The sequence below is a fragment of the Stenotrophomonas sp. CFBP 13718 genome (genome assembly GCF_014842145.1).
Lineage (GTDB): Bacteria > Pseudomonadota > Gammaproteobacteria > Xanthomonadales > Xanthomonadaceae > Stenotrophomonas.
In genome coordinates, this window is sequence record NZ_JACYVC010000016.1 from 1 (window position 1) to 22,262 (window position 22,262).

The 22,262-nt window shown below is 65.8% G+C and carries 13 protein-coding genes; 5 read left to right on the forward strand and 8 right to left on the reverse strand.

Annotated features, from left to right (window positions below):
- Nucleotides 1-208 precede the first annotated feature (208 nt).
- Nucleotides 209-3,061 carry a pitrilysin family protein gene (locus tag IFT58_RS17840; RefSeq protein WP_192096385.1) on the reverse strand — a complete coding sequence of 951 codons (2,853 nt, stop codon included), beginning with the start codon at nucleotides 3,059-3,061 and terminating at the stop codon, nucleotides 209-211.
- 443 nt (nucleotides 3,062-3,504) lie between these two features.
- On the opposite strand from IFT58_RS17840, the gene IFT58_RS17845 reads away from it, so the two are divergent.
- Together IFT58_RS17845 and IFT58_RS17850 are read left to right on the forward strand one after the other, a co-directional pair.
- Nucleotides 3,505-3,978, forward strand: a complete 474-nt coding sequence (locus IFT58_RS17845; RefSeq protein WP_192096387.1) for a hypothetical protein — start codon at nucleotides 3,505-3,507, stop codon at nucleotides 3,976-3,978.
- A 121-nt stretch (nucleotides 3,979-4,099) separates the two neighbouring features.
- On the forward strand, nucleotides 4,100-4,579 hold the full coding sequence (locus IFT58_RS17850; protein ID WP_192082454.1) for a tRNA (cytidine(34)-2'-O)-methyltransferase: 480 nt from the start codon (nucleotides 4,100-4,102) through the stop codon (nucleotides 4,577-4,579).
- A 348-nt stretch (nucleotides 4,580-4,927) separates the two neighbouring features.
- On the opposite strand, the gene IFT58_RS17855 is transcribed toward IFT58_RS17850, so the two are convergent.
- Together IFT58_RS17855 and IFT58_RS17860 are read right to left on the reverse strand one after the other, a co-directional pair.
- Nucleotides 4,928-6,091, reverse strand: a complete 1,164-nt coding sequence (locus tag IFT58_RS17855) for an acyl-CoA dehydrogenase family protein (protein WP_192096389.1) — start codon at nucleotides 6,089-6,091, stop codon at nucleotides 4,928-4,930.
- A 47-nt stretch (nucleotides 6,092-6,138) separates the two neighbouring features.
- Nucleotides 6,139-6,834 (reverse strand): polymorphic toxin type 15 domain-containing protein, encoded by a 696-nt coding sequence (locus tag IFT58_RS17860; protein WP_192096391.1) that lies wholly within the window; start codon nucleotides 6,832-6,834, stop codon nucleotides 6,139-6,141.
- A 340-nt stretch (nucleotides 6,835-7,174) separates the two neighbouring features.
- Between IFT58_RS17860 and IFT58_RS17865 the strand changes: the two genes are divergently transcribed.
- Entirely contained in the window at nucleotides 7,175-8,851 is a 1,677-nt protein-coding gene (locus IFT58_RS17865) for an electron transfer flavoprotein-ubiquinone oxidoreductase (protein WP_188325705.1), read from the forward strand.
- Between the two features lie 48 nt (nucleotides 8,852-8,899).
- Nucleotides 8,900-9,283 carry a c-type cytochrome gene (locus tag IFT58_RS17870; protein WP_192082449.1) on the forward strand — a complete coding sequence of 128 codons (384 nt, stop codon included), beginning with the start codon at nucleotides 8,900-8,902 and terminating at the stop codon, nucleotides 9,281-9,283.
- Between the two features lie 307 nt (nucleotides 9,284-9,590).
- Here the strand turns inward: IFT58_RS17870 and IFT58_RS17875 are convergent, their stop codons facing one another.
- Nucleotides 9,591-12,800 (reverse strand): transporter substrate-binding domain-containing protein, encoded by a 3,210-nt coding sequence (locus IFT58_RS17875; protein WP_192096393.1) that lies wholly within the window; start codon nucleotides 12,798-12,800, stop codon nucleotides 9,591-9,593.
- Nucleotides 12,801-12,917: 117 nt separating this feature from the next.
- Here IFT58_RS17875 and IFT58_RS17880 point away from each other — a divergent pair, with 117 nt between their 5' ends.
- Nucleotides 12,918-13,556 (forward strand): response regulator transcription factor, encoded by a 639-nt coding sequence (locus tag IFT58_RS17880; RefSeq protein WP_192082447.1) that lies wholly within the window; start codon nucleotides 12,918-12,920, stop codon nucleotides 13,554-13,556.
- A 33-nt stretch (nucleotides 13,557-13,589) separates the two neighbouring features.
- On the opposite strand, the gene IFT58_RS17885 is transcribed toward IFT58_RS17880, so the two are convergent.
- The 4 genes from IFT58_RS17885 to IFT58_RS17900 form a co-directional block, all read right to left on the reverse strand.
- Nucleotides 13,590-15,734 carry a phospholipase C, phosphocholine-specific gene (locus tag IFT58_RS17885; protein ID WP_342029585.1) on the reverse strand — a complete coding sequence of 715 codons (2,145 nt, stop codon included), beginning with the start codon at nucleotides 15,732-15,734 and terminating at the stop codon, nucleotides 13,590-13,592.
- Complete coding sequence (locus tag IFT58_RS17890) at nucleotides 15,731-18,103, reverse strand: TonB-dependent receptor (RefSeq protein ID WP_192096395.1); 2,373 nt, start codon at nucleotides 18,101-18,103, stop codon at nucleotides 15,731-15,733. The genes IFT58_RS17885 and IFT58_RS17890 overlap by 4 nt, the downstream gene beginning before the upstream one ends.
- 81 nt (nucleotides 18,104-18,184) lie before the next feature.
- Complete coding sequence (locus IFT58_RS17895; RefSeq protein ID WP_192096397.1) at nucleotides 18,185-18,562, reverse strand: type IV pilin protein; 378 nt, start codon at nucleotides 18,560-18,562, stop codon at nucleotides 18,185-18,187.
- Nucleotides 18,559-22,260 (reverse strand): PilC/PilY family type IV pilus protein, encoded by a 3,702-nt coding sequence (locus IFT58_RS17900; RefSeq protein ID WP_192096399.1) that lies wholly within the window; start codon nucleotides 22,258-22,260, stop codon nucleotides 18,559-18,561. Before IFT58_RS17900 ends, IFT58_RS17895 begins: the two co-directional genes overlap by 4 nt.
- Between the last annotated feature and the right edge of the window lie 2 nt (nucleotides 22,261-22,262).

A 22,262-nucleotide genomic window follows, 5' to 3' on the forward strand; every position in this document is an offset into this window, starting at 1 on the left:
CGCGACGCGGAGGCCATGATGGCCTCCGCCTGACAACACAGTTGCTACCGATCCGATCCGATCCGATCCGATCCGATCCAACCCAATCCGTTCCGTTTCGATCCAACCGGTTTCGATCCAACCGGTTCCGATCCAATCCGGTCCGGTCCGGTCCGATCCGTTTCCCATCCGGAAGCAGGGTGACGACCAAGGTCGTCACCCTGTCGCATTACTTCGCGGGCTTCACCGGGTTGCCATCGGCGTCGATCACGCTGACCTCGCCCAGCTTCAGCGCGCGCACGGCCGCCTCGGTCTGCTTCAGGTCACCGACCACCACCCATGTCAGCGCGTCCGGCTTGATCGCCGCGGCGGCCTGCTGCACCTGTGCCGGGGTCAGCGATTCGATCTCCGCCTTGCGCTGGAACACGTAATCGTCCGGCCGCTGGAACTGCACCATGCTGCCGATCGTGCCCAGTACCGAGCTCGCCGTCTCATATGCACCCGGCAGGCTCAGGGTCTGGATGTTGCGGATGCGCTGCACTTCAGCGGCGGTCGCCGGCTTGCTGCCATTGGCGAACTCGACGATCTCCTTGCGCATTTCCGCCAGTGCCGGGCCGGTCTTGTCAATCTGTACCGGCGCCATCGCCATCCACGGCCGCTGGCCGACGGTGCTGCTGGCACTGCTGCGCGCGCCGTAGGACCAATGCTTTTCCTCGCGCAGGTTCATGTTCAAGCGCGAGGTGAAGTCACCGCCAAGCACGCCGTTGGCGATATCGAAGCGGATCGAACCCGGGTCCACCGACGACGGCACGACCTGACCGGCGAACAGGTTCGCCTGCACCGCGCCAGGCTGGTCGATCAGGAACACACGGGCGGTGCTGGGCAGCGCGACATCCACGGCCGCCTTGACCTTCGGCGCCGGGCCTTCCGCTTTCCAGTCACCCAACTGACGGTTGAGCAGCGGCACGATTTCCTTCAGGGTGGTGTCGCCGACAACGATCAGCGTGCCCTCTTCCGGACGCAGCCAATCGCGGTGGAAGTCCACCAGGTCGTCGCGGGTCAGGCTGGCGATGGCCGCCTCGTCACCGCTACCGGTGAACGGAATCGCATACGGGTGGCCCTTGCCGTACAGCAGCGGCGGCAGCACGCGCATCGCCGATGCGGTCGGGTTGGCCTTTTCCTGCTTGATGCCGGCAATCCAGCTGCCCTTGACCCGGTCGATCTCCGACTGGTCGAAGCGCGGCTGGCGCAGCAGCGTGGCATACAAGCCCAGCGACGGTGCCAGGTTTTCCTTCAGTGCGGACAGATCCACCGTGCTGAAGTCCAACCCGGCGGATGCGCCCAGATCCGCACCGAGTGCATCAGCGGCATCGGAGAACGCCAGCGAACCCAGCTTGCCGGCTCCCTCGCTCATCAGGCCCATGGCGAAGTTGGCGGTGCCCGGCTTGCGGTCCTGGTCGGCACTGAATCCACCCGGGAACTGGTAGCTGAACTGCACGACGGGGATTTCATGGCGCTCGGCGAGGATGACCCGCGTGCCGTTCTTCAACGTAGCGCGCTGCAGGGCCGGGAACTTGAGCTCCGGGAACGTCTTGGTCTGCGGTACGCCCGCACTGCGATCGACCTGCGCGGGCAGCGTGCTGTACTTGGCATCCGCGGCCGGCAGCTCGAACGGCTTGGGGCTCTGCGAGGCGTCTTCTTCCAGCACCACGCGATCGCCGGGCTCGACGATCAGCGTGTGGCTGCCTTTGCCCAGCCACTTGCCACCGACGGTGCGCAGCTGCGCGACCGTGGCGCCGTCGATGTTCTTCAGCGAGTCGCGGAAGCAGCCGGGGTCGCCGGTGTAGACCGTGCATTCGGCCAGGGCGTCCGCCTTGCCACCGAAGCCCCCGATGCGCTCGATGCCGCGGATGAAGCTGGCGCGGAATGCGGTCTTGGCGCGGCTCAGCTCTTCAGCGCTGGGACCCTCGGCCACCAGACGGTCGATCTCTTCGTCGATGATCGCCTCGACCTTGGCCGGGTCCACGCCCTGCTTCACCGTCGCCATGACCATGAAGTTCGAGCCCAGCTGCGAGGCGTACGCGCCGGCGCTGATGTTGTCCACCAGCTTCTCTTCGTGCTCCAGGCGCTTGGCCAGACGCGATGATTTCGCACCGCCCAGCACCTGACCGAGCAGCTGCAGCTGGTCGACGTCGGCGGTACCGACTTCGGCGACGTTCCAGGCGCGGTAGATCCGTACCTGCGGCACTTTGTCGGTCATGGTCTCGCGGGTATCGGCAGGACGCACGGCGACGTCCACCTGCGGCTGGGCCATCGTCGGGCCGGCCGGGATGCTGCCGAAGTACTTGGCCACCTTCTCTTTGGCGGTCGCCAGATCGATGTCACCGGCCAGCACCAGCACCGCATTGTTCGGGCCGTACCAGGTGCGGAACCAGTTCTTTACGTCATCCAGCGAGGCGGCGTTGAGATCGTTCATCGATCCGATGACGCTGTGGTGGTACGGGTGCCCCTTCGGATAGAGCGCGCGGTTGAGCTGCGTCCACACCTGTCCATAAGGCTGGTTCTCGCCCTGGCGCTTTTCGTTCTGCACCACGCCACGCTGTTCATCCAGTGCGGCCTGGTCGATGGCCCCCAGCAGGTGACCCATGCGGTCCGATTCCATCCACAGCGCCATATCCAGCGCCGTTGTGGGCACGTTCTCGAAATAGTTGGTGCGGTCGGTATTGGTCGTGCCGTTCTGGCCGGTGGCACCGACCTGCTTGAAGGGCTCGAAGTACTCGCCGTCGTGGTTTTCGCTGCGCTGGAACATCAGATGTTCAAACAGGTGGGCGAAGCCCGTGCGGCCTACCGGCTCGTCCTTGCTGCCCACGTGATACCAGACGTTGACCGCGACGATCGGCGCCTTGCGGTCGGTATGCACCACCACGCGCAGGCCATTGGGCAGGGTGAACTGCTCGAACGGAATGTCGACCTTGGCCACCGCAGCCGGCTTGGCGAACAGCGGGGCGGGCGCCAGCCCACCGAGCGCTGTGGTGAGAGCGACAGCAAGCAGTGCAGTGCGCGGGCGCAGTCGGGATGTCATTCCGGATCCTTGGTCATCTGAGTGAGGGCCGATGCTAGCGCGTTGGGCGCTACCCCGGCATCGGCCAGGCGTCACGTTCCGCTGCGGCTTAGGTAGAGCCGATTGGTAGAGCCGACTTCAGTCGGCTGCGGTGTGGGGTAGAGGCAATCGGTAGAGCCGACTTCAGTCGGCTGCCGTCCAGGGCAAGCGGACTGAAGTCCGCTCTACCAGCGGACAGGTGTCCGGACGGCGGACAGCACAGCCACTCGCCAAGCCATTGAACTTGAACAACTAAAACATGGCACGGCGATTGCTGTGCCTTACCTGCACCAAACCAGCGATCAAACTCAACCTGACTGAACGCTGAACGCAAGTAGAAAAACCCCGATTGTTCTTGCAAGCCCAGTTTTGGTGTACTACCTTACTACCACACCACCGCCCACACACACTAAACAGGCCCCGCCATGAACACCAAGATCCTCGCCATCGCCATCTCCCTGATCGCCGGTACGGCTGTTGTTTCTCCGGTGCAGGCTGCTCCCTCCATCGCGACCCTGCAGGCCGTGCAGGTTCGCCCCGACACGGAGCAGCTGGCCCAGCAGGCATGGGAACGCAGCAGCACCATCCCGACGCTCGCTGCCGTGCAGGTGCGCCCCAGTGCTGACCAGCTGGGCGAACAGAATGTCGTCGTGCTGGCCGCAGCGGTCGCCGCGCCGATCACCACGCTGGCTGCCGTCGAAGTGCGCCCCAGCCTGGAACAGAAGGTCGCCTTGGCCGCCGAGTTGCAGGCCGAGCGTTACACCGTCGCCCTGGCCACGGCAGCCACCGCGTTTGCCAACAACGTGATCGTCAACCTGCCGGTCGTGCAGGTGCGCCCGAGCCAGAGCGAGCTGCAGGCGCTGGCGATGGAAACCGCGATGGTGCTGGTACGTCCGTGAGTTCACCCATGATGGCTGTCGCTGCGCCTCACCGGTTGTTGATCCCCTGAAAGCCGGGCTCCCTTGACCCGAGAGGACCCGGCCAGCCGCGAAGTTCCGCGCCGCGCATTACACTGCGTCGATGAGCCAGGTCCCAACGTTCCACGTCGTGCTGTTCCAGCCTGAAATACCGCCCAACACGGGCAACATCATCCGTCTTTGCGCCAACACCGGCGCGCAGCTGCACCTGGTCGAGCCCTTGGGTTTCGCACTGGATGACAAGCAGCTCAAGCGCGCCGGCCTGGACTACCACGAGTATTCGCGGCTGCAGGTCCATCCGGATCTGGACACCGCCCTCGCGCGCATCGCCCCGAAGCGCCTGTTTGCCCTGAGCACGCGTGCAAGCGTGCGTTTCGACAGCGTGCCCTTCGCCGATGGGGATGCGTTCCTGTTCGGTCCGGAGAGCCGCGGCCTGCCGCAGGACATTCTGGATGCGCTACCGGACGGCCAGCGCCTGCGCCTTCCCATGCGCCCGGACAACCGCAGCCTCAACCTGTCCAACACGGTGGCGGTGGTGATGTACGAGGCGTGGCGGCAGCACGGGTTTGCCGGCGGGGTGTGAGGTTGGTCGAACGGGTGAGACCCCCTCGCGGTGGGCTGCTGCGAAAAGCGGATTACGTGCTTGGGGCCGGGCGGTGGGGCGGGGCGGGGGACGGCAAAAGCCGCTCCTGCGTGCCTCGTTTCGTGCCATCCGTGGCGCTCAACGCCCCCGCCCAGCCGCACCGCCCGGCCCCCTGACGGGTTCCGTGGCCGCCCGCCGCGTAATGAAAAAAAGAAGAAAAGCGGTAGCGCCGACCCGTGGTCGGCGGGCGCAGCGGGCCGTTGGCGGGAGCATTCCGCCGACCATGGGTCGGCGCTACCGCAGGCGTCGTTGACGCGTCGGGCGCGCGCGAAACAGCGCGGCTGATGCTCAGAACGCGTTGAACCCGGTCAGTTCGCGGCCTATCACCAGTTGGTGCACGGTTTCGGTGCCTTCGTAGGTGATCACCGACTCCAGGTTCAAGGCGTGGCGGATGGCGGCGTGCTCGGTGGTGATGCCTGCGGCGCCCAGCAGGTCGCGGCACTCGCGGGCGATGTCGATCGCCATGCGGCAATTGTTCCACTTGGCCAGGCTGACCTGCTGCGGCTGCACGACGCCCGCTTCTTTCAGGCGACCCAGCTGCAGCGCCAGCAGCTGGGCGGTGGTGATCCGCCGCGCCATCTCCGCCAGCTTGATCTGTGCACTCTGGGTAGCCGCCAACGGGCGCCCGAACAGCTCGCGCTCCTTGGCGTAGGCGATGGCTTCGCGCAGGCATGCGATGGCTGCGCCGATCGGCCCCCAGCTGATGCCGTAGCGCGCCTGGTTCAGGCAGCCCAGCGGTCCCTTCAACCCCTTTACCCCAGCCAAGCGGTTGCCGTCCGGCACCCGCACATCATCGAAGAACAGCGCACCGGTCGATGAGGCACGCAGGCTCATCTTGCGCAGGATCTCCTGCACGCTGAACCCGGGCATGCCCTTCTCCAGCACGAAGCCCTGCACGCCTTCGTCGGTCTGCGCCCACACGATCGCCAGATCCGCGATCGGCGCGTTGGTGATCCACATCTTGCTTCCCGTCAGGCGCCAGTCGTCTCCATCACGAACCGCACGGGTCTTCATGCTGGAAGGGTCCGATCCGCCGTGGGCCTCGGTCAGTCCGAAGCATCCGATCAGCTCAGCGCGCGCCATCGCCGGCAGCCAGCGCTGACGCTGCGCCTCACTGCCGTAGGCGAAGATCGGATACATGCACAGCGAACTCTGCACCGACACGAAGCTGCGCAGCCCCGAGTCGCCACGCTCCAGCTCCTGGCAGATGAGCCCATAGGCCACCGCATCCAGGCCGCCGCCGCCCAGCTCCGTCGGCAGGGTCGCACCGAGCAGGCCGAGGCCCGCGATCTCCGGCACCAGCTCGATCGGGAATCGTGCCGCATCGAAGCAGTCACCGATGATCGTCAGCACGCGCTGGTCGACGAAGCGTGCCACGGCATCCTGCACGGCGCGCTCCTGCTCACTCAGCAGGGAACGGACATCGAACAGATCACACGGATCAAGACTCATCGAGCACACCGGCAGCGTCATGGGAGCAGGCTGCATTCTGCTCGTTATCACGTGTCACGCACCAGCCTGCCATTCATGTGCGTCTCGGCCCGGATGGCTTCCGGCACGGACGATGCCGCCGCGTCCAGTTGCTGTACACGGGAGGGCAACCCACCCCGCATCAGGTTCCACTGCCGTCCAATGGTCGAGTTCACCTGGCCATCGCCAAAGTCTGCGATGACATCATGGCCACCGGCGATACGATCAGGATTGTGCAGGGCATGCAGCGAGCGCATCTGCTTGTCTGCGTGGGACAGCGCCTGCGCGGTCGCGTCAGCTTCCCCGCACCCCGCATGCGTCAGTGCTTCGCTACGGGCCTGCACCAGTTTGCTGCGCCAGGAAGCGCGCGCGCGGCGTGCCACCTGCGGATCACGACCTGCCGGGCTGAAGCCGGCACGCGCCTGCAGATATTCCGCCACCGTCAATGCGTTCAGGCCTGCCTGCTGGCCAGCCAACTGCCGATCCAGCTCGACAAACTTCTCCGAGGGCAAGCGTTGCGTGGAGAAACGCAGGCACGTGTAGGGCATCTGCGATGCGGTTCCACACCGCAGTCGGTCATGCAGGCGCAGCAGCAGACACGCCAGCACGGCGTACACCGATACCCGACGGCAGTCCGCCGGGGTATCTGCTGCCGCGAGGAGGGGCGAGGCGATGTGCAGCGCATACGACGGCGATACATCGCGGACAAAGAGCTCCTGAGCCATCGCACGTCCCCCTAATCCCACTGGACATGACCAGCCTAGGAAGGAACGCTGTCGCGAGGGGCGATGCTGTGCTCAAAACGTCTGGGCTTCTGTACAAACGATCAGGTATGACAAATCGAGCCATGCGGCCTATCCCGTGGTACTGCGCGGCGTGGCCCTGTCAGCCCGCTCAATCTATTGCGCTGCAGCATTCCCACGCCGACGCGCCCGGCTGGCCGACAGCCGCCACTACCGTTAACCTGATGGATTCAAACACCCGTTTCGCCGTGGCAGCACGCGCGTTTTCCAGGCAACCGTCGCCCCGTGTTGGAGGGCGGCCTACCCAAGAGTCAGGTTATCCATGAGCGCTGAAGCCATCGAACTGCCCGCCCGCGAAGTAATGGAATTCGACGTCGTGATCGTCGGCGCCGGACCGGCGGGATTGGCCACCGCCATCCGCCTGCGCCAGCGTGCCATCGAAGCCGGCAGCGAATTGTCCGTCTGCGTCCTGGAGAAAGGATCCGAGCCCGGCGCGCACCTGCTCTCCGGCGCGGTGATGGATCCGCGCGCGCTGTCCGAGCTGTTCCCCGACTGGGCCGAGCGCGGCGCGCCGTTGAAGCAGAAAGTCACCCGCGACGAGTTCCTGTTCCTCAGCGAAACCGGTGCCCGCACCACACCCAAGCCGTTGCTGCCGGAATGTTTCCACAACGAAGGCAATTACATCGTCAGCCTGGGCGAAGTGGGCCGCTGGCTGGCGCAGCAGGCCGAAGCGCTGGAAGTGGCCATTTTCCCCGGCTTTGCCGCGGCCGAGGTCCTGTACGGCGATGCCGGTGAAGTGATCGGCGTGGCAACCGGTGACATGGGCATCGAGAAGGATGGCAGCCGGGGTCCGAACTTCGAACGCGGCATGGCCCTGCATGCCAAGTACACGGTTTTTGCCGAGGGGTCGCGCGGCCATCTGGGCCGCCAGCTGATCGCCCGCTACCAGCTGGACCAGGGCAAGGACCCGCAGGCCTACGGCCTGGGCATCAAGGAGCTGTGGCAGATCGATCCGGCCAAGCATGAGCCCGGGCTGGTGGTGCATGCCGCCGGCTGGCCACTGGATGGCAACACCTACGGTGGCGCCTTCCTGTATCACGCCGAGGGCGGCAAGGTCTCCATCGGCTACGTGGTCGGCCTGGATTACAAGAACCCCTGGCTGAGCCCCTTCGAAGAGTTCCAGCGCTTCAAGACCCACCCGGCCATCCGCAAGCACCTGGAAGGTGGCAAGCGCATCGGCTACGGCGCCCGCGCGATCACCGCCGGTGGCCTGCTGTCGCTGCCGAAGACCGTGTTCCCCGGCGGTGTGCTGGTCGGCTGCGAGGCCGGGTATCTCAACGCCAGCCGCATCAAGGGTAGCCACGCCGCGCTGAAGACCGGCATGCTGGCCGCGGATGCCGCCTTCGACGCGCTTGCCGCGGGTCGCCAGCACGATGAACTGACTGCCTATCCGCAGGCCTTCGAATCGAGCTGGCTGCACGCCGAACTGCAGCAGTCGAAGAACTTCAAACAGTGGTTCAAGAAGGGCCAGACCGTGGCCACCTTGATGACCGGCATCGAACAATGGCTGCTGCCCAAGCTGGGCATCCGCAACGCGCCATGGACGCTGCGCCACAGCACGCCGGACCACGCCTGCCTGGAACCTGCCGCTCAGCACACCCGGATCGATTACCCGAAGCCCGATGGCGTGCTCACCTTCGACCGTCTCAGCTCGGTGTTCCTCAGCAGTACCAACCACGAGGAAGATCAGCCGAGCCATCTGACGCTGAAGGATCCGAGCATTCCGGTGCAGGTGAACCTGGCCGAATACGCAGGGCCGGAAGCACGTTACTGCCCGGCCGGCGTCTATGAGTTCGTCGGCGCGCAGGGCCAGGAGCGGCTGCAGATCAACGCGCAGAACTGCGTGCACTGCAAGACCTGCGACATCAAGGACCCCACCCAGAACATCGTATGGGTGACACCGCAGGGCGGCGGTGGCCCCAACTATTCCGGCATGTGATGCAGACCGGGTCTGGGTCCCCGCGAGGGGACCTACCCGCATTCCGCCATGCGCACCGTCTTCCTCGTCCCCTTGCTGCTGTCCCTTGCCGCGTGCGGCGCGCCGGTTCCGCAGGATCCTGCACAGGCCGCGGCGCTGGAGCGCGAACGCGCCTTTGCGCTGTGTGCGGGCTGCCATACGGTGCAGGCGGGCGGCATCCATCGCTACGGACCGAACCTGCACGGCGTACTCGGCCGACGCGCCGGCAGCCTGCCGGACTACGCGTATTCCGATGGCATGCGGGCGGCTGACATTGTGTGGAGCGCCGAAACCCTCGACGCATTCCTGCGCTCGCCCAGTACCCGCGTACCCGGTACGCGCATGTACAACGCGTTCCCCGATCCCGAACGCCGCCGGCTGGTGATCGAGTACCTGCAGCACAACGCGCAGTGACCCCGCCGCGTGCTACGTCAACCGGTTGAGCCGACGTGCGTCGGATGCTGGTCCGGAGTCGCCCTCGGTAGAGCCGACTTCAGTCGGCTGCTGGTCCACGGTGCCGACTGAAGTCGGCACTACCCGATCGGCTGCGGATCCACGGTGCCGCTTGGTAGAGCCGACTTCAGTCGGCTGCTGGTCTACTGTGCCGACTGAAGTCGGCACTACCCGGTCCGCTGCGGATCCATGGTGCCGCTTGGTAGAGCCGACTTCAGTCGGCTGACGGTCTACGGTGCCGACTGAAGTCGGCACTACCTGGTCGGCACTACCCGGTCGGCTCTACCGGGGGCGGGTCGGTGGGGTGCAGCCAGCGCAGCAGGCACTCGCGCAGGTGGGCCAGTGACAGCGGCTTGGTCAGCACTTCATCCATGCCCGCTTCGCGACAGCGGCGCAGGTCCTGCTCCAGCAGGCTGGCGGTCAGCGCCACCACCGGCAGGCGCGCCCCGCCCTGACGCTGCTCGCGCTCGCGCAGCAGGCGGGTGAACGCGTAGCCATCCATCACCGGCATGCGGCAGTCCGTGATCACCAGGTCGAATGCTTCACCCTGTGCGGAAGCAGCCAGCATCTGCAGGGCCTCCCGTCCGTCACTGGCAACGGCATGGGCCACGCCCAGCTGCTCCAGCCGCCACGCCATCATGGCCTGCGCGGTAGGGTGATCTTCAACTACCAGCACGCGGGCCTGTTGCAGGTTGGCAGGCAACGGCGGCACGCTGCCCGGGCCCGGCAGCGCGGCGGCGATGTCGTCGTCACTGGCCACCGGCAGCTGCAGCATCACATCCACCTCGGTACCGCTGCCCAGGGTGCTGTGCACCAGCAGGCGGCCGCCCATCAGCTGCACCAGGCGCTGGCACAGCGTCAGTCCCAGCCCCGTCCCGCCCACGTCACGCGTGACCGGCACGTCCCCCGCAGCGAACGGCTGGAACACACCCTGCACCTGACCTTGGTCCATCCCCACACCGGTATCGATCACCTGCAGGCGCAGGTCCTGCAGGCTGGGCGAACTGCCTTCCAGCACCTCCACCCGCAGCAGCACCGTGCCGGTGTCGGTGAACCGGATCGCATTGGCAAGCAGGTTGCCCAGCACCTGACGCAGCCGCAGGCCGTCCACCTCATGGGCGGTGGCCAGGCGCGAGTCGATGTCCAGCCGAAGTGCCAGCCCTTTGCGGGTCGCCGCTTCATCGAACTGCCGCTGCAGCGATTCCAGCAGAGGCTGCAACGGCAACGGCAAGGGATCCAGGCGCAGCGCGCCGGCATCGATCTTGGCGTAATCCAGGATGTCATCGAGCATGCGCCGAAGTGACTGCGCGGCCTGCTCGGCCTCGGCCAGGTGGATGCGCTGCTGCGGCTGCAGCGGCGAATGAGCCAGGATCTCCAGCATGCCCAGCACGCCGCTCATCGGCGTGCGGATCTCATGGCTCATCGTCGCCAGGAAACGCGCCTTGGCATCGGCCGCCTGCTCGGCGGCGGCGTTGGCCTGGGCCAGTGCGTCGGCCTGGCGGTGGGCATCGGTGATATCCACCCAGTATCCGCTCCACGTCACCGTACCGGCATCGGTGGCATACGGCTGCGCCTGGCTGCGCACCCACCGCGAGGGCTCGGCGGTGGTGCGGAACTCCAGCGACAACGGCAGGAAATCGCGCGCCGCGTGGGCGATCGCTGCCTCCACCTGCGGCCGGTCGCGTGCGTCGATGCAGTCCAGCAGCGCCGCGGCCGACGCCATCGCCACCTCCTGCTGGATGCCGAACAAGGCCTGCATGTCGCCGGCCACGTACGGAAATCCCAACGTACCATCGGCGGTGCGGCGCATCTGGTAGACGATGGCCGGCAGGTTGCGGGTGACATCGGCCAAGCGCTGTTCCAATGCACGTCGGCCGGCGACTTCGCGCCGCAGCCGCCAGTAGCCGAGCGCATGCACCAGCAACGCCGTCAGCAGCACCAGCACGATCGGTACCGCCCAACGGGCTGCGGTGCGCCAGTCGGTCCCACTGCGGTATTCCACGGCCAGCCAACCGTTGCGCAGCGCTTCGCGTTCACGCGGGCCCATCTGCTGCAACAGGCGATCGAAGCGCGTCGCCAAGGGGGCGTACTCGCGTTTCACCGCCAGCGAAAGGTGATCGTCGAAACCTGCGGGCGCGGCCACCTGCAGCTGGCCAGGGAAACGCTCACGCAGCAGGCGATCGACGATGGCCAGGTTGCCGATGTACGCCTGCGCTTCACCATCCAGCAGCCGCTGCAGTGCCTGCTCGGCGCTGCGCGCGGCCAGGATGCGGGCCTGCGGTGCCTGCTGCAGTACCTGCGCACGCAGGCGTTCGGGATCGGACAGCAGCACGCGCTTGCCGGCGAGATCGCTCATCTGCAGCACGGTGTCGCTGCCGGGTCCGGTAACGATCACGTTCGGCACGCTGATGAAGGGCTGGCTGAACACCCAGTCGGTGCCGAGGTAGTGCGAATCGGTGGGCACCCCCATCACCGCGTCGAGGCGGCCGCGGCGCATCTTCTCGCGCAGGTCGAACCAGTCATGGCTGCCCTCCACGTCCAGCGTGGCACCGGCCTGGCGCAGCCGCTGCAGGTACTCGCTGGCCAGCCCGCTGGGCGCGCCGCTGCCATCGGCGTACGACAACGGCGCGGCATTCGGCGCAAAGCCCAGTCGCAGCGGCGTGGACAGCGCGCGCCGCTCGGCCTGGTTGAGTGCCTGCCTTGCCGGATCGGACCATACCGGCACGCGCAGCCAGCGGGCCGCGCGCTCGGCGCGCAGGGAGGCGGGCTGGCGGCCCATCGCCTGGTCCAGCGCTTCCACCAGCGGGGCTTTCGACAGCGGCACGCCGAAGTGCAGCGACTCCACCGGCAGATCACTGGGCCGCAGCAGGGCGACGTTGTCCAACCCATGCGCCTGGATGAGATGACCGGCGACGTAGGCGTTGCCGATGAACACATCGGCCTGGTCCTGCGCTACTTTCCGCAGCGCATCCAGGGTGGTCGGCACTGCCATCAGGCGCGCGCGGGGAAACCGTGAGCGGATCTTTTCCTGGGTCAGGAAGCCCTGCTCGCTGACCACGCGCAGACCGGACAGATCCGGGTCGTCGGATGCACGCAGATCACCGGGACGTCCCACCACGGCCAATGGTGCGTCCGCATAGGCACCGGTGTAGGCCAGACAACGCGCCGGGTCACTGCTCGGTGCGACGTTCATCACAATGTCGATCTCACCGCGGCAGGCCGCCTCCAGGACCTGCGCCCAGCTGGGATAATGGCGGTAATGCAACGTCACCCCCAGCCCCGCAGCCAAGGAGGCCAGCACATCCGGTGCAAGGCCACGTACCTGCGCGCCCTCCACATACTCCAGCGGAGGCCAACCGCTGTCGTAGACCCCCACCGAAAGCTGGGGATGCGCTGCGATCCATGCCTGGGTATCGCTATCCGGCGAACGCGGGACGGACCACGCCGACGCCGTCAGCAGTGACAGGACGATGCCCATTCCCCACCGCCTGCCGTGAGCCAGGATCGTCCGCACCAGGTTCGTTCTCCATGAAATAGGGATATCGTCGATGCCTGCTTTCCACCCAACCCATGACACCCGGGGCCATACTAGAGCATGACGCTTCGCATCATCATCGCTGACGACCATCCGGTAGTACGGATCGGCGCCCGCTCGGTCATCCATGACAGCGGCGTCGGTGACGTCATCGCCGAAGCGGCCACCGCCCAGGATCTGCTGACCCATCTGTCGAACCTGTCCTGCGACGTACTGGTCACCGACTACTCGATGCCCGACAGCAGCGTGCCCGATGGCTTCGCCATGATCAGCATGATCCGCAGGCGTTATCCGCAGCTGCCGGTGCTGATGCTGAGTGTATCCAGCAACCTGGCGATCCTGCGCATGGTGCGCGACGCCGGCGTGCTGGGACTGGTCGATAAAGGGTCGTCGATGGACGAACTGCCGGTCGCCATCCGCACGGTTCACCGCGGCCTGCCTTACATCAGTCACTCGTTGAAGGAACGCGTGGAGATGACCGGCAGCAATGCCATGGTGGAAGGCGAGAGTCGCCCTTTGTCGCCGCGCGAGGTGGAAGTGCTGCGCCTGCTGGGCAAAGGCATGACCGTGAAAGAGATCGCCAACATGCTCCATCGCAGTGCCAGCACGATCAGCCGGCAGAAGGGCGATGCGATGTTGAAGCTGGGCTTGAACAGCGACGCCGAACTGTTCGACTACCTGCGCAACGGCCAGCTGTAAGACGCTGACCGCCGCAGGCGATGCCTGCCGGTTTCAACCTGCAGCGAAGCGCATCGGCTCGCTGCCGAATGCGGGATCACTGCTGGCGTGGCGCCCGTTCTCCGCACGCCCGGCCAACCGCTGGCGTGCCCCCTGCTGCTGCAGATGCAGGTCATACCAGCCACCGGTCGTAGTCGCCGCCCAGCGGATCTCTGTCTCTTCACCCACGGCCAGACGCAGCGTGCGCGTGGGCATGAGGTCCGCATACGCACCCCCACGCACATCCAGTGAAATCGTCTGCGGACCCGGGTTGCGCAGCTGCAGAACCATGTCATCTGCGACACGCTCGATGCGGGCTTCCACGGGCATGGCGGCCGCTGCATCACCCTGGTAGTGCCGATGGAAGCCATTCGGACCCAGCGCCCACAGGTCATAGCCCTGCACCGCGTGCAGCGGCCAGCTGCCCTGCAGGTCGCGGCCAGGGGCCACGGTATAACGGCGCGGGATCGCCTCCAGCTGCAGACGGTCGTAGACATGGATCACCGCCGCCGCGCCTTCGCTGGCCAGCGTCAGCCGCACCTCGGCTGCCACCGCATCGGTCTGGATGGCGATCGCCGGGCGATAGGGCACCGCACGCGAAGGTCTCACGCCGCGCTCCTGCCGCGCCGGCTGCAGGGCCTCGGGCAGCGACGGCAGCGTGCGACCCGGCAGGGCAGCCGCCCGGGAGGCTACCGCGGCGGTGTCGGGGAGCGCGTGTACGAACGGACGCGTATCGGACTGGGTGAAATCGAATGCCTGGGTCAGGTCGCCGCATACCGCGCGCCGCCACGGGGAAAGCTCCGGCGCTGCCACGCCGAAGCGGCGCTCGATCAGGCGGATCACCGAGGTGTGGTCGTACACCTGTGAATCCACCCAGCCGCCACGGCTCCACGGCGAGATCACGTACAACGGCACACGCGGACCCAAGCCGTAAGGCCGGCCACGCAGTGCCGGTTCGTCATGCGTTTCATTGCCTGGCGAGGCATGGCGGTGATACTCACCCTCGGTGCTGATCACCGATGCACCGGCCCATCCCCCCTGCTGCGTGGCGTCCGCCGATGGCGGAGCCGGCGGTGGCACATGGTCGAAGAAGCCATCGTTCTCATCGAACATCACCAGCAGCGCGGTGCGGCTCCAGACGGCCGGATCGGCGGTCAATGCGTCCAGCACCTGCGCCGTATAGGCCGCGCCCTGAGCGGGACTGGACGGCCCCGGATGCTCGCTGCCGGCGGCATCGGCAATCAGGAAGCTGACCTGCGGCAGCCGGTTGTCCAGCACGTCCTGCCGCAACTGCGCCAGCCCGCGCGTGCTGACCCCGCGTTCGCGCAGCTGCGGATCGTGGCCCGGTGCGTCCCGCCATGCCGCGCGGAACGCCTGGAAGCCGGCGAGCGGGTTGTCGGTGAAGTTGTCCGCCATGTCCTGGTAGATCCGCCAGTCCACGCCCGCCCGCTGCAGGCGTTCGACGTAGGTGGTCCAGGTGTACGACGCCGGGTGGCCGCCCAGCTCGGGGAAGTTGTCGTGCGAGTTGGCCACCGCCGGGCCACCGCCCTGCGCCTGCGGATCGTTGTGGCCGGTCCACAGGAACAGCCGGTTGGGATTGGTGCCCGCCTGCATGGCGCAGTGGTACGCATCGCAGACGGTAAAGGCCTCTGCCAGGGCGAACTGGAACGGCAGGTCGCTGCGGCGGTAATAGCCCATCGCATGGTCCTGCTTCGCCGCGGGCCAATGCGCCATGCGGCCGTGGTCCCATGCCTTCTGTGCATCGGGCCAGGTATGCGGCGTGCCTTCCACGCGCATGTAACCGAAGTGCGCGGCGGTATCCAGCGGGAACGGGGCGATGCCGTGCGTACCGGCCGCATTGGGCTGCAGCCACAGCGTGCGATGCGGCTCGCCGGGCTGCAGGCCGGGGGCCGGCACCACGAAGCGATCACCGAAGCCGCGCACGCCCGGCAGCGTGCCGAAGTAATGATCGAACGATCGGTTTTCCTGCATCAGCACCACGATGTGCTGCAGGTCCTGCAGGCTGCGCGTGCGGGCGTCCGGTGCGATGGCCGCCGCACGCGCGATGCTCGGCATCAACGCGGCGATGCCCGCTGCCACGCCACCCTGCAACAGGCGGCGGCGGCCGATGTCGGAAGGCGGCGTCGGCGCGTGGCTCACAGATCGACCCGCACCGAGAACCCCACCGTGCGCGGCGCACCGACGAACGCGCTGTCGCTGCCGTCCACACCCGCCAGGTAGCGACGGTCGGTGAGGTTGCTGACGACGAAGCTGGCGCCCACGCCCTTCAAGCGCGGCGACAGGTTCTGCAGGTCGAAGCCGATGTTGGCGTTGAACACGGTGGCGGAGGGCAGCTTGTTGGCATTGGAGGCATCCAGGTAGCGCGCACCCAGGTAACGGCCGGAAATGCCGGCATTCCAGCTGTCGCCCTGCCAATCCGCCGACACCACCAGGGTGTGGCGCGGTTGGCCGATCACCTGCGCGCCATCCACGATATCCAGCTCGGCGTCACGGGCCGCGTTGCCGCTGCCCAGGTATTCCGAACGGTTATAGGTGTACGCACCATTGACCCGCCAGCCGTTGTCCCAGCCATAGCCCAACGCGGCTTCGACGCCGGTGCTTTCCACGCCGCCGAAGTTCTCGTAGACGCCATCGGTTTCGTCCAGGTAATCGATGCCATCGGCCAACCGCGCCGGCAGATAGACGATGCGGTTGTCGAATTTGATGTTGTACAGGGTGATCGAGCCGGTCAACGGCCAGCGACTGATGCGCAGGCCCAGTTCGATGTTGTCCGCGGTCTCCGGCTCGACGCGGGCGAAGCGCTGCGCATCGGTCTCGCCCAGCACCCCGGATGGAATGGCGGCGAAGTTCTGCGAGTAGCCACCGAACAGCTCCAGCCCTTCCACCGGCAGCGTCCACGTTGCGCCCGCCGACAGCAACGGGTCAGACTTCGAATCCGACCGCACGTTCTCGGCCGCACCGATACGGCGTTCCCGCTTCTGGTCGACGAAGAACTGCTTGACGCCCACGCGCGCACTGAAGGGACCAAAGCGTGCCACGTCTTCCACGTAGTACATCTGCTCGTCCACGGTGTAGCGGTCTTCGAACTGCACCCAGTACGGCACGTGGTCGAAGCTGATGTCAGTGCCCACGTTGAGCAGACGATGCCAGTCACGGCGCACGCTGCGGTCCACGTTTTCCACCCACAGGCCGGCGCGCACGGTGTTGTCGATGTCGCCGAAATCCTGCTTCCATTCCACGTCGGCGGTCAGGCCGGCGCGGTCGTTGTCGTAGTGCGAGTGGCGATACGACTGCACGCCCTGCACGCCCGCGTCGTAACAGGCCGGATCATAGTCGGCAGTGAAGCCCGCGCGCGGCGTGCAACCCGGCCGCACCTGCGCCGCGCTGCCATCGGGATTGACGAAGTAGAACTGGCCCAAGGCCGAGCCGCCGTAAACCGTATCGCCACCGCGGTATTCCGATTCCGGATTGCCCACGCCATCTGCTCGCGCCTGCACCAGATACGGCGGCAGCCAGTCACCGCGCCCCTCCATCCGGTGCGCATAGCCAGCCACCGATGCCTTGAATCCGCTGCCGCCGTCGAATGCCGCACGCAGGTAACCGAACGTGTTCTCGCGCAGCGCGCGCGAGCCGGAACGGAAGTTCTGGTCGAGGTTCGGGATGCCGGTCAGGGTGCCGACCAGGCCGTCACGTTCGGGGTTGGTGGCGAAGCTGGCGGGCGACACGCTGGTGTACTCCGGTTCGTTGGCATCGTTGTACGACGCGTACCCGGTCAACGTCCAGCGGTCCAGCTCGGTGATGAACTTGGCCGCCACGTGGTCGTTGCTGGTCCGGCCACTGCCGTCGATCCAATCGCGCACTTCAGCCGATGAGGCGCTGATCCAGGCGCGGGTGTGCCCGGCCAGCAGGCCGGTGTCGTAACGGGCGTAATACTTGCGTGCATCGTTATCGCCGCCACCGACGACGAAGCGCACGCGCTGCTCATGCAGCGGATCACTGGTCAGGAAATTCAGCGTGCCACCGAGGGCTTCGTTGGAACGCGACGAAATATCCGCCGTGCCTTGGCTGACCTCCACGGTTTCAAGATCCAGCGTGTCGATGTAGCGGTTGGCCAGCGAGCCACCGCCGTAGCCGGATCCCCCGTTGGGCAGGCCATCGATGGTGGTGCCGATCTGCTGCGTATCGCGGTTGGTGACAAAGCCGCGCATGCTGATCTGCGTACCCCAGACCGATGAACCGGTGGCGTCTGCTTCACTGACGACCACGCCGGGCAACTCGTTGAGCGCGTTGTTGACGCTGCTCAGGATGGTCTGCCGGTTGAGGGTTTCTTTGCTGACCGCTGTCTTGGCGTAGCTGGTGGCCTGGCCGATCACCTGCACCTGGTCGAGGGTACGGGCATCGTCGGCCGGTGCCGGGGCGGCATCGTTGGCGTACGCATGCAGTGCGGGCAGCAGCATGACGGTGAGCAGAGAAGCACGGGGATAGCGGCTACGTCCGTAAGCGGGCATCGGGTCAGGTCATGGGGTGGGGGCCAGCGGAGTATTGGCGGGTGCGGTGACGTGGCTGTTACATGAAGTGCGATTTGTCCACTACCAGCAATCGTCTGCCGCGGCCATGCGCTTGCCTGCGCGATCAAGCGTCATGACACCGCAGCGGCTGTCTGCTCGCGCGTCGATGGGCGTGGTACGCACCAGATACCCGCCCGTAGTGGGTACTGTCACGTCCAGGCGGTAGCCGACCAGTTCGCCCGCACATGCAGGTGTCCGAGGATTCTGATAGCTGAGCTGCCGGGTGTATAGCCGCTCCAGCACGGAAGCCTGATCCAGCATGCAGTGTTGGGCCAGCACGCGACGGGTTCTGATGATGTATCGGGTGTAGGAGGGAAACGCGATGGACGCCAGGATCGCCACGATCGCGCACACGATCATCAGCTCCAGCAGCGTGATACCGCGGTTGCGGCGCCTCACTGTGGCAGGCCTGCATCACCGCGCCAGCGCAGCTCGCGCCAACTGGCCCGACGCAGCCGGTTGCCGATCGGATTGGTTATCACACCGGACAGGCCACCGTCCTCCAGCGACCCGCCCAACCAGTCACCCAGAAAACCGGGTCCGTTGGGTCCCTGTCCAACCAGAAAGCCCGATGACGGCACGGGATGTCCGTCCGCATCGATCAGGTCGCCAGGATTGCCCACCGTGCCATCGCCGTCCATGTCGAAGAAGCTGTCGTCCAGTCGCCCGCCGGTAAACGGATCGATGGCCATGAAATAGCCTGACCCTGATGGATTGCAAGGGTTGCTGGCATCGGGAATGCGGGTCGTACCGACCAGCGTCCGGCCGCGGAACTGATTGGGCAACACCATGCGTTCGCCACGCGGCGCAGCGCCGGGTGAAATGAAGTCGATCACCCAACCATCCGCTCCCGGTTGGTCGTTCTTGTCCAGCGCCCGCCCCGTCGCCGTCTCGGCAAGGATGCGTGTCATCACCAGCCCTGAGCGCCCGGCGACGGTCTGTCCACGATCGCGGATGCCATACCAGGACTGCACGCCCATGTTGGTCAGATCACGCGTTTCCAGTAGTGCGCCCGTACCGAAAAACACCCACGTTGTACCGTCTTCCGGATTGCGGCCAACCAAGGGGGTTGCCGTGATGGGTTGCGGTGCGCCGCCGTACTGTGCGGTAAACAGACGCTGTGATTGCGAGCGGACCAGGTCCACGCGGAACAGACCACCAGCGGCATTGCCCACGTAGGCCGTCTCGGCAAACCCATCCCCATCGGCATCCCATGGCCGCGCACCGAACGCGCCACCACCGGCTCGATCCAGCACAGTGGTATGCACCTGCGCGGAATCGAGTGTGATGCTGTAGAGCCGAGACATATCATCGCCACCGTCTGCACCATTGCCCAGCACGACGCGCCAATCCCCATCGGCCACTTGCGCGATCAAAGGCTTGCCGATCACAGCGCCCATGCCTGCAAGGGCTTTGCCATCCAGCTCCCACATCAGACGGACGTCGCTTGGCCGGGTGATGTCGAGCGCGAAGACCCCCGGGCCAGCGCGGCCGCGCGTTCCCACCAGGATGGTCTTCCAGCTGCCGCCGACATAGGCGTCCGCGACGGTGAGCTCGCCATCGAGCAGGTAACGGTGCTGGTAGCCTTGCCGGGCATACTGCTGCAGACCCTCAAACGGAACCGAGCCTGGCATCACCGCGACGTTCTCGTCGCCACTGGCTGCATCGAAGCCATGCAGCATGCCGTCGTTCGCACTGGCGTACAGCGCCGGCCTGCGCCCGGACAGCGTTTGTACGAAAGCGGCATAGCGGTCAGCGCCCTGGAAGCGTTTGCCCCAGTAGAGATTGGGATTGGGCGGACCGACGTACACGGGCGAAGAGTTGACGAAATCACCGAGTACGCCTGCACGCAGCCGGAAGTCCTCTTTTCCCTCCATGCTGCGGTCTCCCAACAGATACTGCAGCACCCGCTCTTCACCCAATGCACTGCGCTGCTCTGCGCTCAGGGCACTCCAGCTTGCCGTCACCAGCGCGCCACCCTTTGGGATGAGTATCTTCCGATCACGCCACGGGCGTGCATCCAGCCGCGTCGACGCGCTCCAGACCGCCGTAGTCCCCACCACTCCGGTACGCGCATCGGCCTCGTATGCGCTGAGGTCTCCGCGCCAGCTCCCTGTCTGATAGGTCGCACTGTAGATGCGTCCATCGTCCCCGGGCTCACCGCCATTGGTCGAAACGGCAGAGCCGGCGCCCAGCTTGACCTGGGTGATTGCCTTGAAGGCCTGCTCAAGGCTGGCCACCATCCGCGTCGCATCGGAAGCGGCGAAGAAGTTGCGCGGACGACGTTCCCGCTTGTCATTGTTCACGTAGTCAATGCCATTCCACCACCACTCCGGCAGCAGCGGCGGCGCCTTCGGATTATAGGTTTCGTAGCCACTGGGGACCTCGAAGCCGCCATATTTCGCAGCCAGAACATACTGGTTGTTGGTGAGCTTGTAATCACCCTTCTCGACCACATCAACCCAATATGTCTGCAGGGTCTGCTTGCCGGGCAAGCCGTTGCGCGCGTCGTCCGGGCGGATGTCCGTCGTGTTGGCCAGATAGGCCAGGGCCGCGATGTAGGCAGAGTTCTGCTGCGCCGCCACACCGTTGTACCAGGGCGCAACTGCACGTGAGCTGGCTTGGGAAGCAGAAAGCCCTTCCATCAACCAGATCTGCTTCAACGCCTTCACCACATCCACCGACGTGTCCGATGAAACCCCTGCAGGTTTAGCAGGCTCTCCCCCCCTGTTGGTTGCTCCGGGCAGGTTCTTGTCGGTCCAGGTGTTGGTATCGCCGATGCCGAGCAGGGTATTGCTCTGGCACTGGTAGCGGATCGGATCGTCCCATGCGGCGATGACGGGGAACCCGTCCGCCTGACGGTAGCGCGTCGTGGTGTTCTTCGATAGCTCGCTGAATTCCTTCACGTTACCCAGGCCGCGGATATAGCGCTGCGCGGCGTAGTACAGCTCGCTCACATTGTCATACGACTTGGGCGTGCGCCCGGTCTTCATCTGCCCGAACCTGTTGAGATAATTGATCACCCCGCTATGCCTGACACCCCCGCCCGTCGCGGCCGCGTCGGCAGGGTCCGGATTGTCCAGCAGCACGCCGGTGACGGGATTCCACTCCCGGGCCGGATTGGCTGTGGGCGGCGTCAGCGGATCGTGGACGAACGGACCGATGAACTTCTGTCGCGCGCGTAGTACGCCTCCATCTGCTGCAGGCTCATAGCCGCCCGTCTGCCCGGCAGACGGACCGCCATTGTTGAGATACCCAAAAATGGAGTAACGCAAACGATCGCTGTTCTTCTGCAGCAGGCCCTCTGGCTTGAAGCCGTTGGAGTAGGCCACACAGTTTTCTTCAAGACCAACGGACGGATCGCAGACCTTTACCCGGATGCTGACCTCATAGATGACCCCCTCATCGCCAGGGTTGCTACCGCGTGGCGGCGAGAGCGTATGCCGCGTGTTGTCTGGATTGTAGGCGACCGATGATGTCGCCGTGTCCAGGTTTCTGGTGGACGAAAAATACATGCGTGCACCCAACCCGTACACACGCGCATAGAACGCCCTGTACTGCGCCGCAGTGGCCGCATTGACCGCGCGCTCGTTGGCAGCCGTGCCACTGGGCAGCCGCCGCGTCTCGAAATTGGCGGCCCGTCCTTGGATGGAGAAGTCGGCTTTCTCAAGCCACGTCTCTGTCGGTGTGTCACGCACCCTGTAGCCGCCGGTCAGGCCCTTGCGGAAGGGATCGATCGTCTGGGTGGCGGCCCAGTTCATGAAGCGGCCATCCCATAGCTTGCCAGCGCAGCCTGCTGCAGGGCGCAGCGATGCGGGTGCGAAATGACGCTGCGCTTCCTGCGCTGCATATACGTAGCGGTAGCACTTGCCAGGATCGAAGTAGCCCACATAAGCGCTGGTCGAATCGTAGTTCCCGAGGTTCGCCGCACTGATCAGCGTCGGAAACTCCACCGACGGCACCAGCACCAGATTGGCGGGCACCTGGATCTCCGCAGTCAGTGGTGTCTGTGCGACTTCCGCGTGCAATCCACCACTGCCCAGCGCCAGTGCCAGGGTCAAGCCCGCTACTGCGGCGGCGTATCCATATCTCAGCATGA

What these genes read in the sequence shown, in the direction of transcription:
- IFT58_RS17840 (WP_192096385.1), bottom strand. Translation starts at nt 3,061, where the DNA reads ATGACATCCCGACTGCGCCCGCGCACTGCACTGCTTGCTGTCGCTCTC.
- IFT58_RS17845 (WP_192096387.1), top strand. Translation starts at nt 3,505, where the DNA reads ATGAACACCAAGATCCTCGCCATCGCCATCTCCCTGATCGCCGGTACG.
- IFT58_RS17850 (WP_192082454.1), top strand. Translation starts at nt 4,100, where the DNA reads ATGAGCCAGGTCCCAACGTTCCACGTCGTGCTGTTCCAGCCTGAAATA.
- IFT58_RS17855 (WP_192096389.1), bottom strand. Translation starts at nt 6,091, where the DNA reads ATGAGTCTTGATCCGTGTGATCTGTTCGATGTCCGTTCCCTGCTGAGT.
- IFT58_RS17860 (WP_192096391.1), bottom strand. Translation starts at nt 6,834, where the DNA reads ATGGCTCAGGAGCTCTTTGTCCGCGATGTATCGCCGTCGTATGCGCTG.
- IFT58_RS17865 (WP_188325705.1), top strand. Translation starts at nt 7,175, where the DNA reads ATGAGCGCTGAAGCCATCGAACTGCCCGCCCGCGAAGTAATGGAATTC.
- IFT58_RS17870 (WP_192082449.1), top strand. Translation starts at nt 8,900, where the DNA reads ATGCGCACCGTCTTCCTCGTCCCCTTGCTGCTGTCCCTTGCCGCGTGC.
- IFT58_RS17875 (WP_192096393.1), bottom strand. Translation starts at nt 12,800, where the DNA reads ATGGGCATCGTCCTGTCACTGCTGACGGCGTCGGCGTGGTCCGTCCCG.
- IFT58_RS17880 (WP_192082447.1), top strand. Translation starts at nt 12,918, where the DNA reads ATGACGCTTCGCATCATCATCGCTGACGACCATCCGGTAGTACGGATC.
- IFT58_RS17890 (WP_192096395.1), bottom strand. Translation starts at nt 18,103, where the DNA reads ATGCCCGCTTACGGACGTAGCCGCTATCCCCGTGCTTCTCTGCTCACC.
- IFT58_RS17900 (WP_192096399.1), bottom strand. Translation starts at nt 22,260, where the DNA reads ATGCTGAGATATGGATACGCCGCCGCAGTAGCGGGCTTGACCCTGGCA.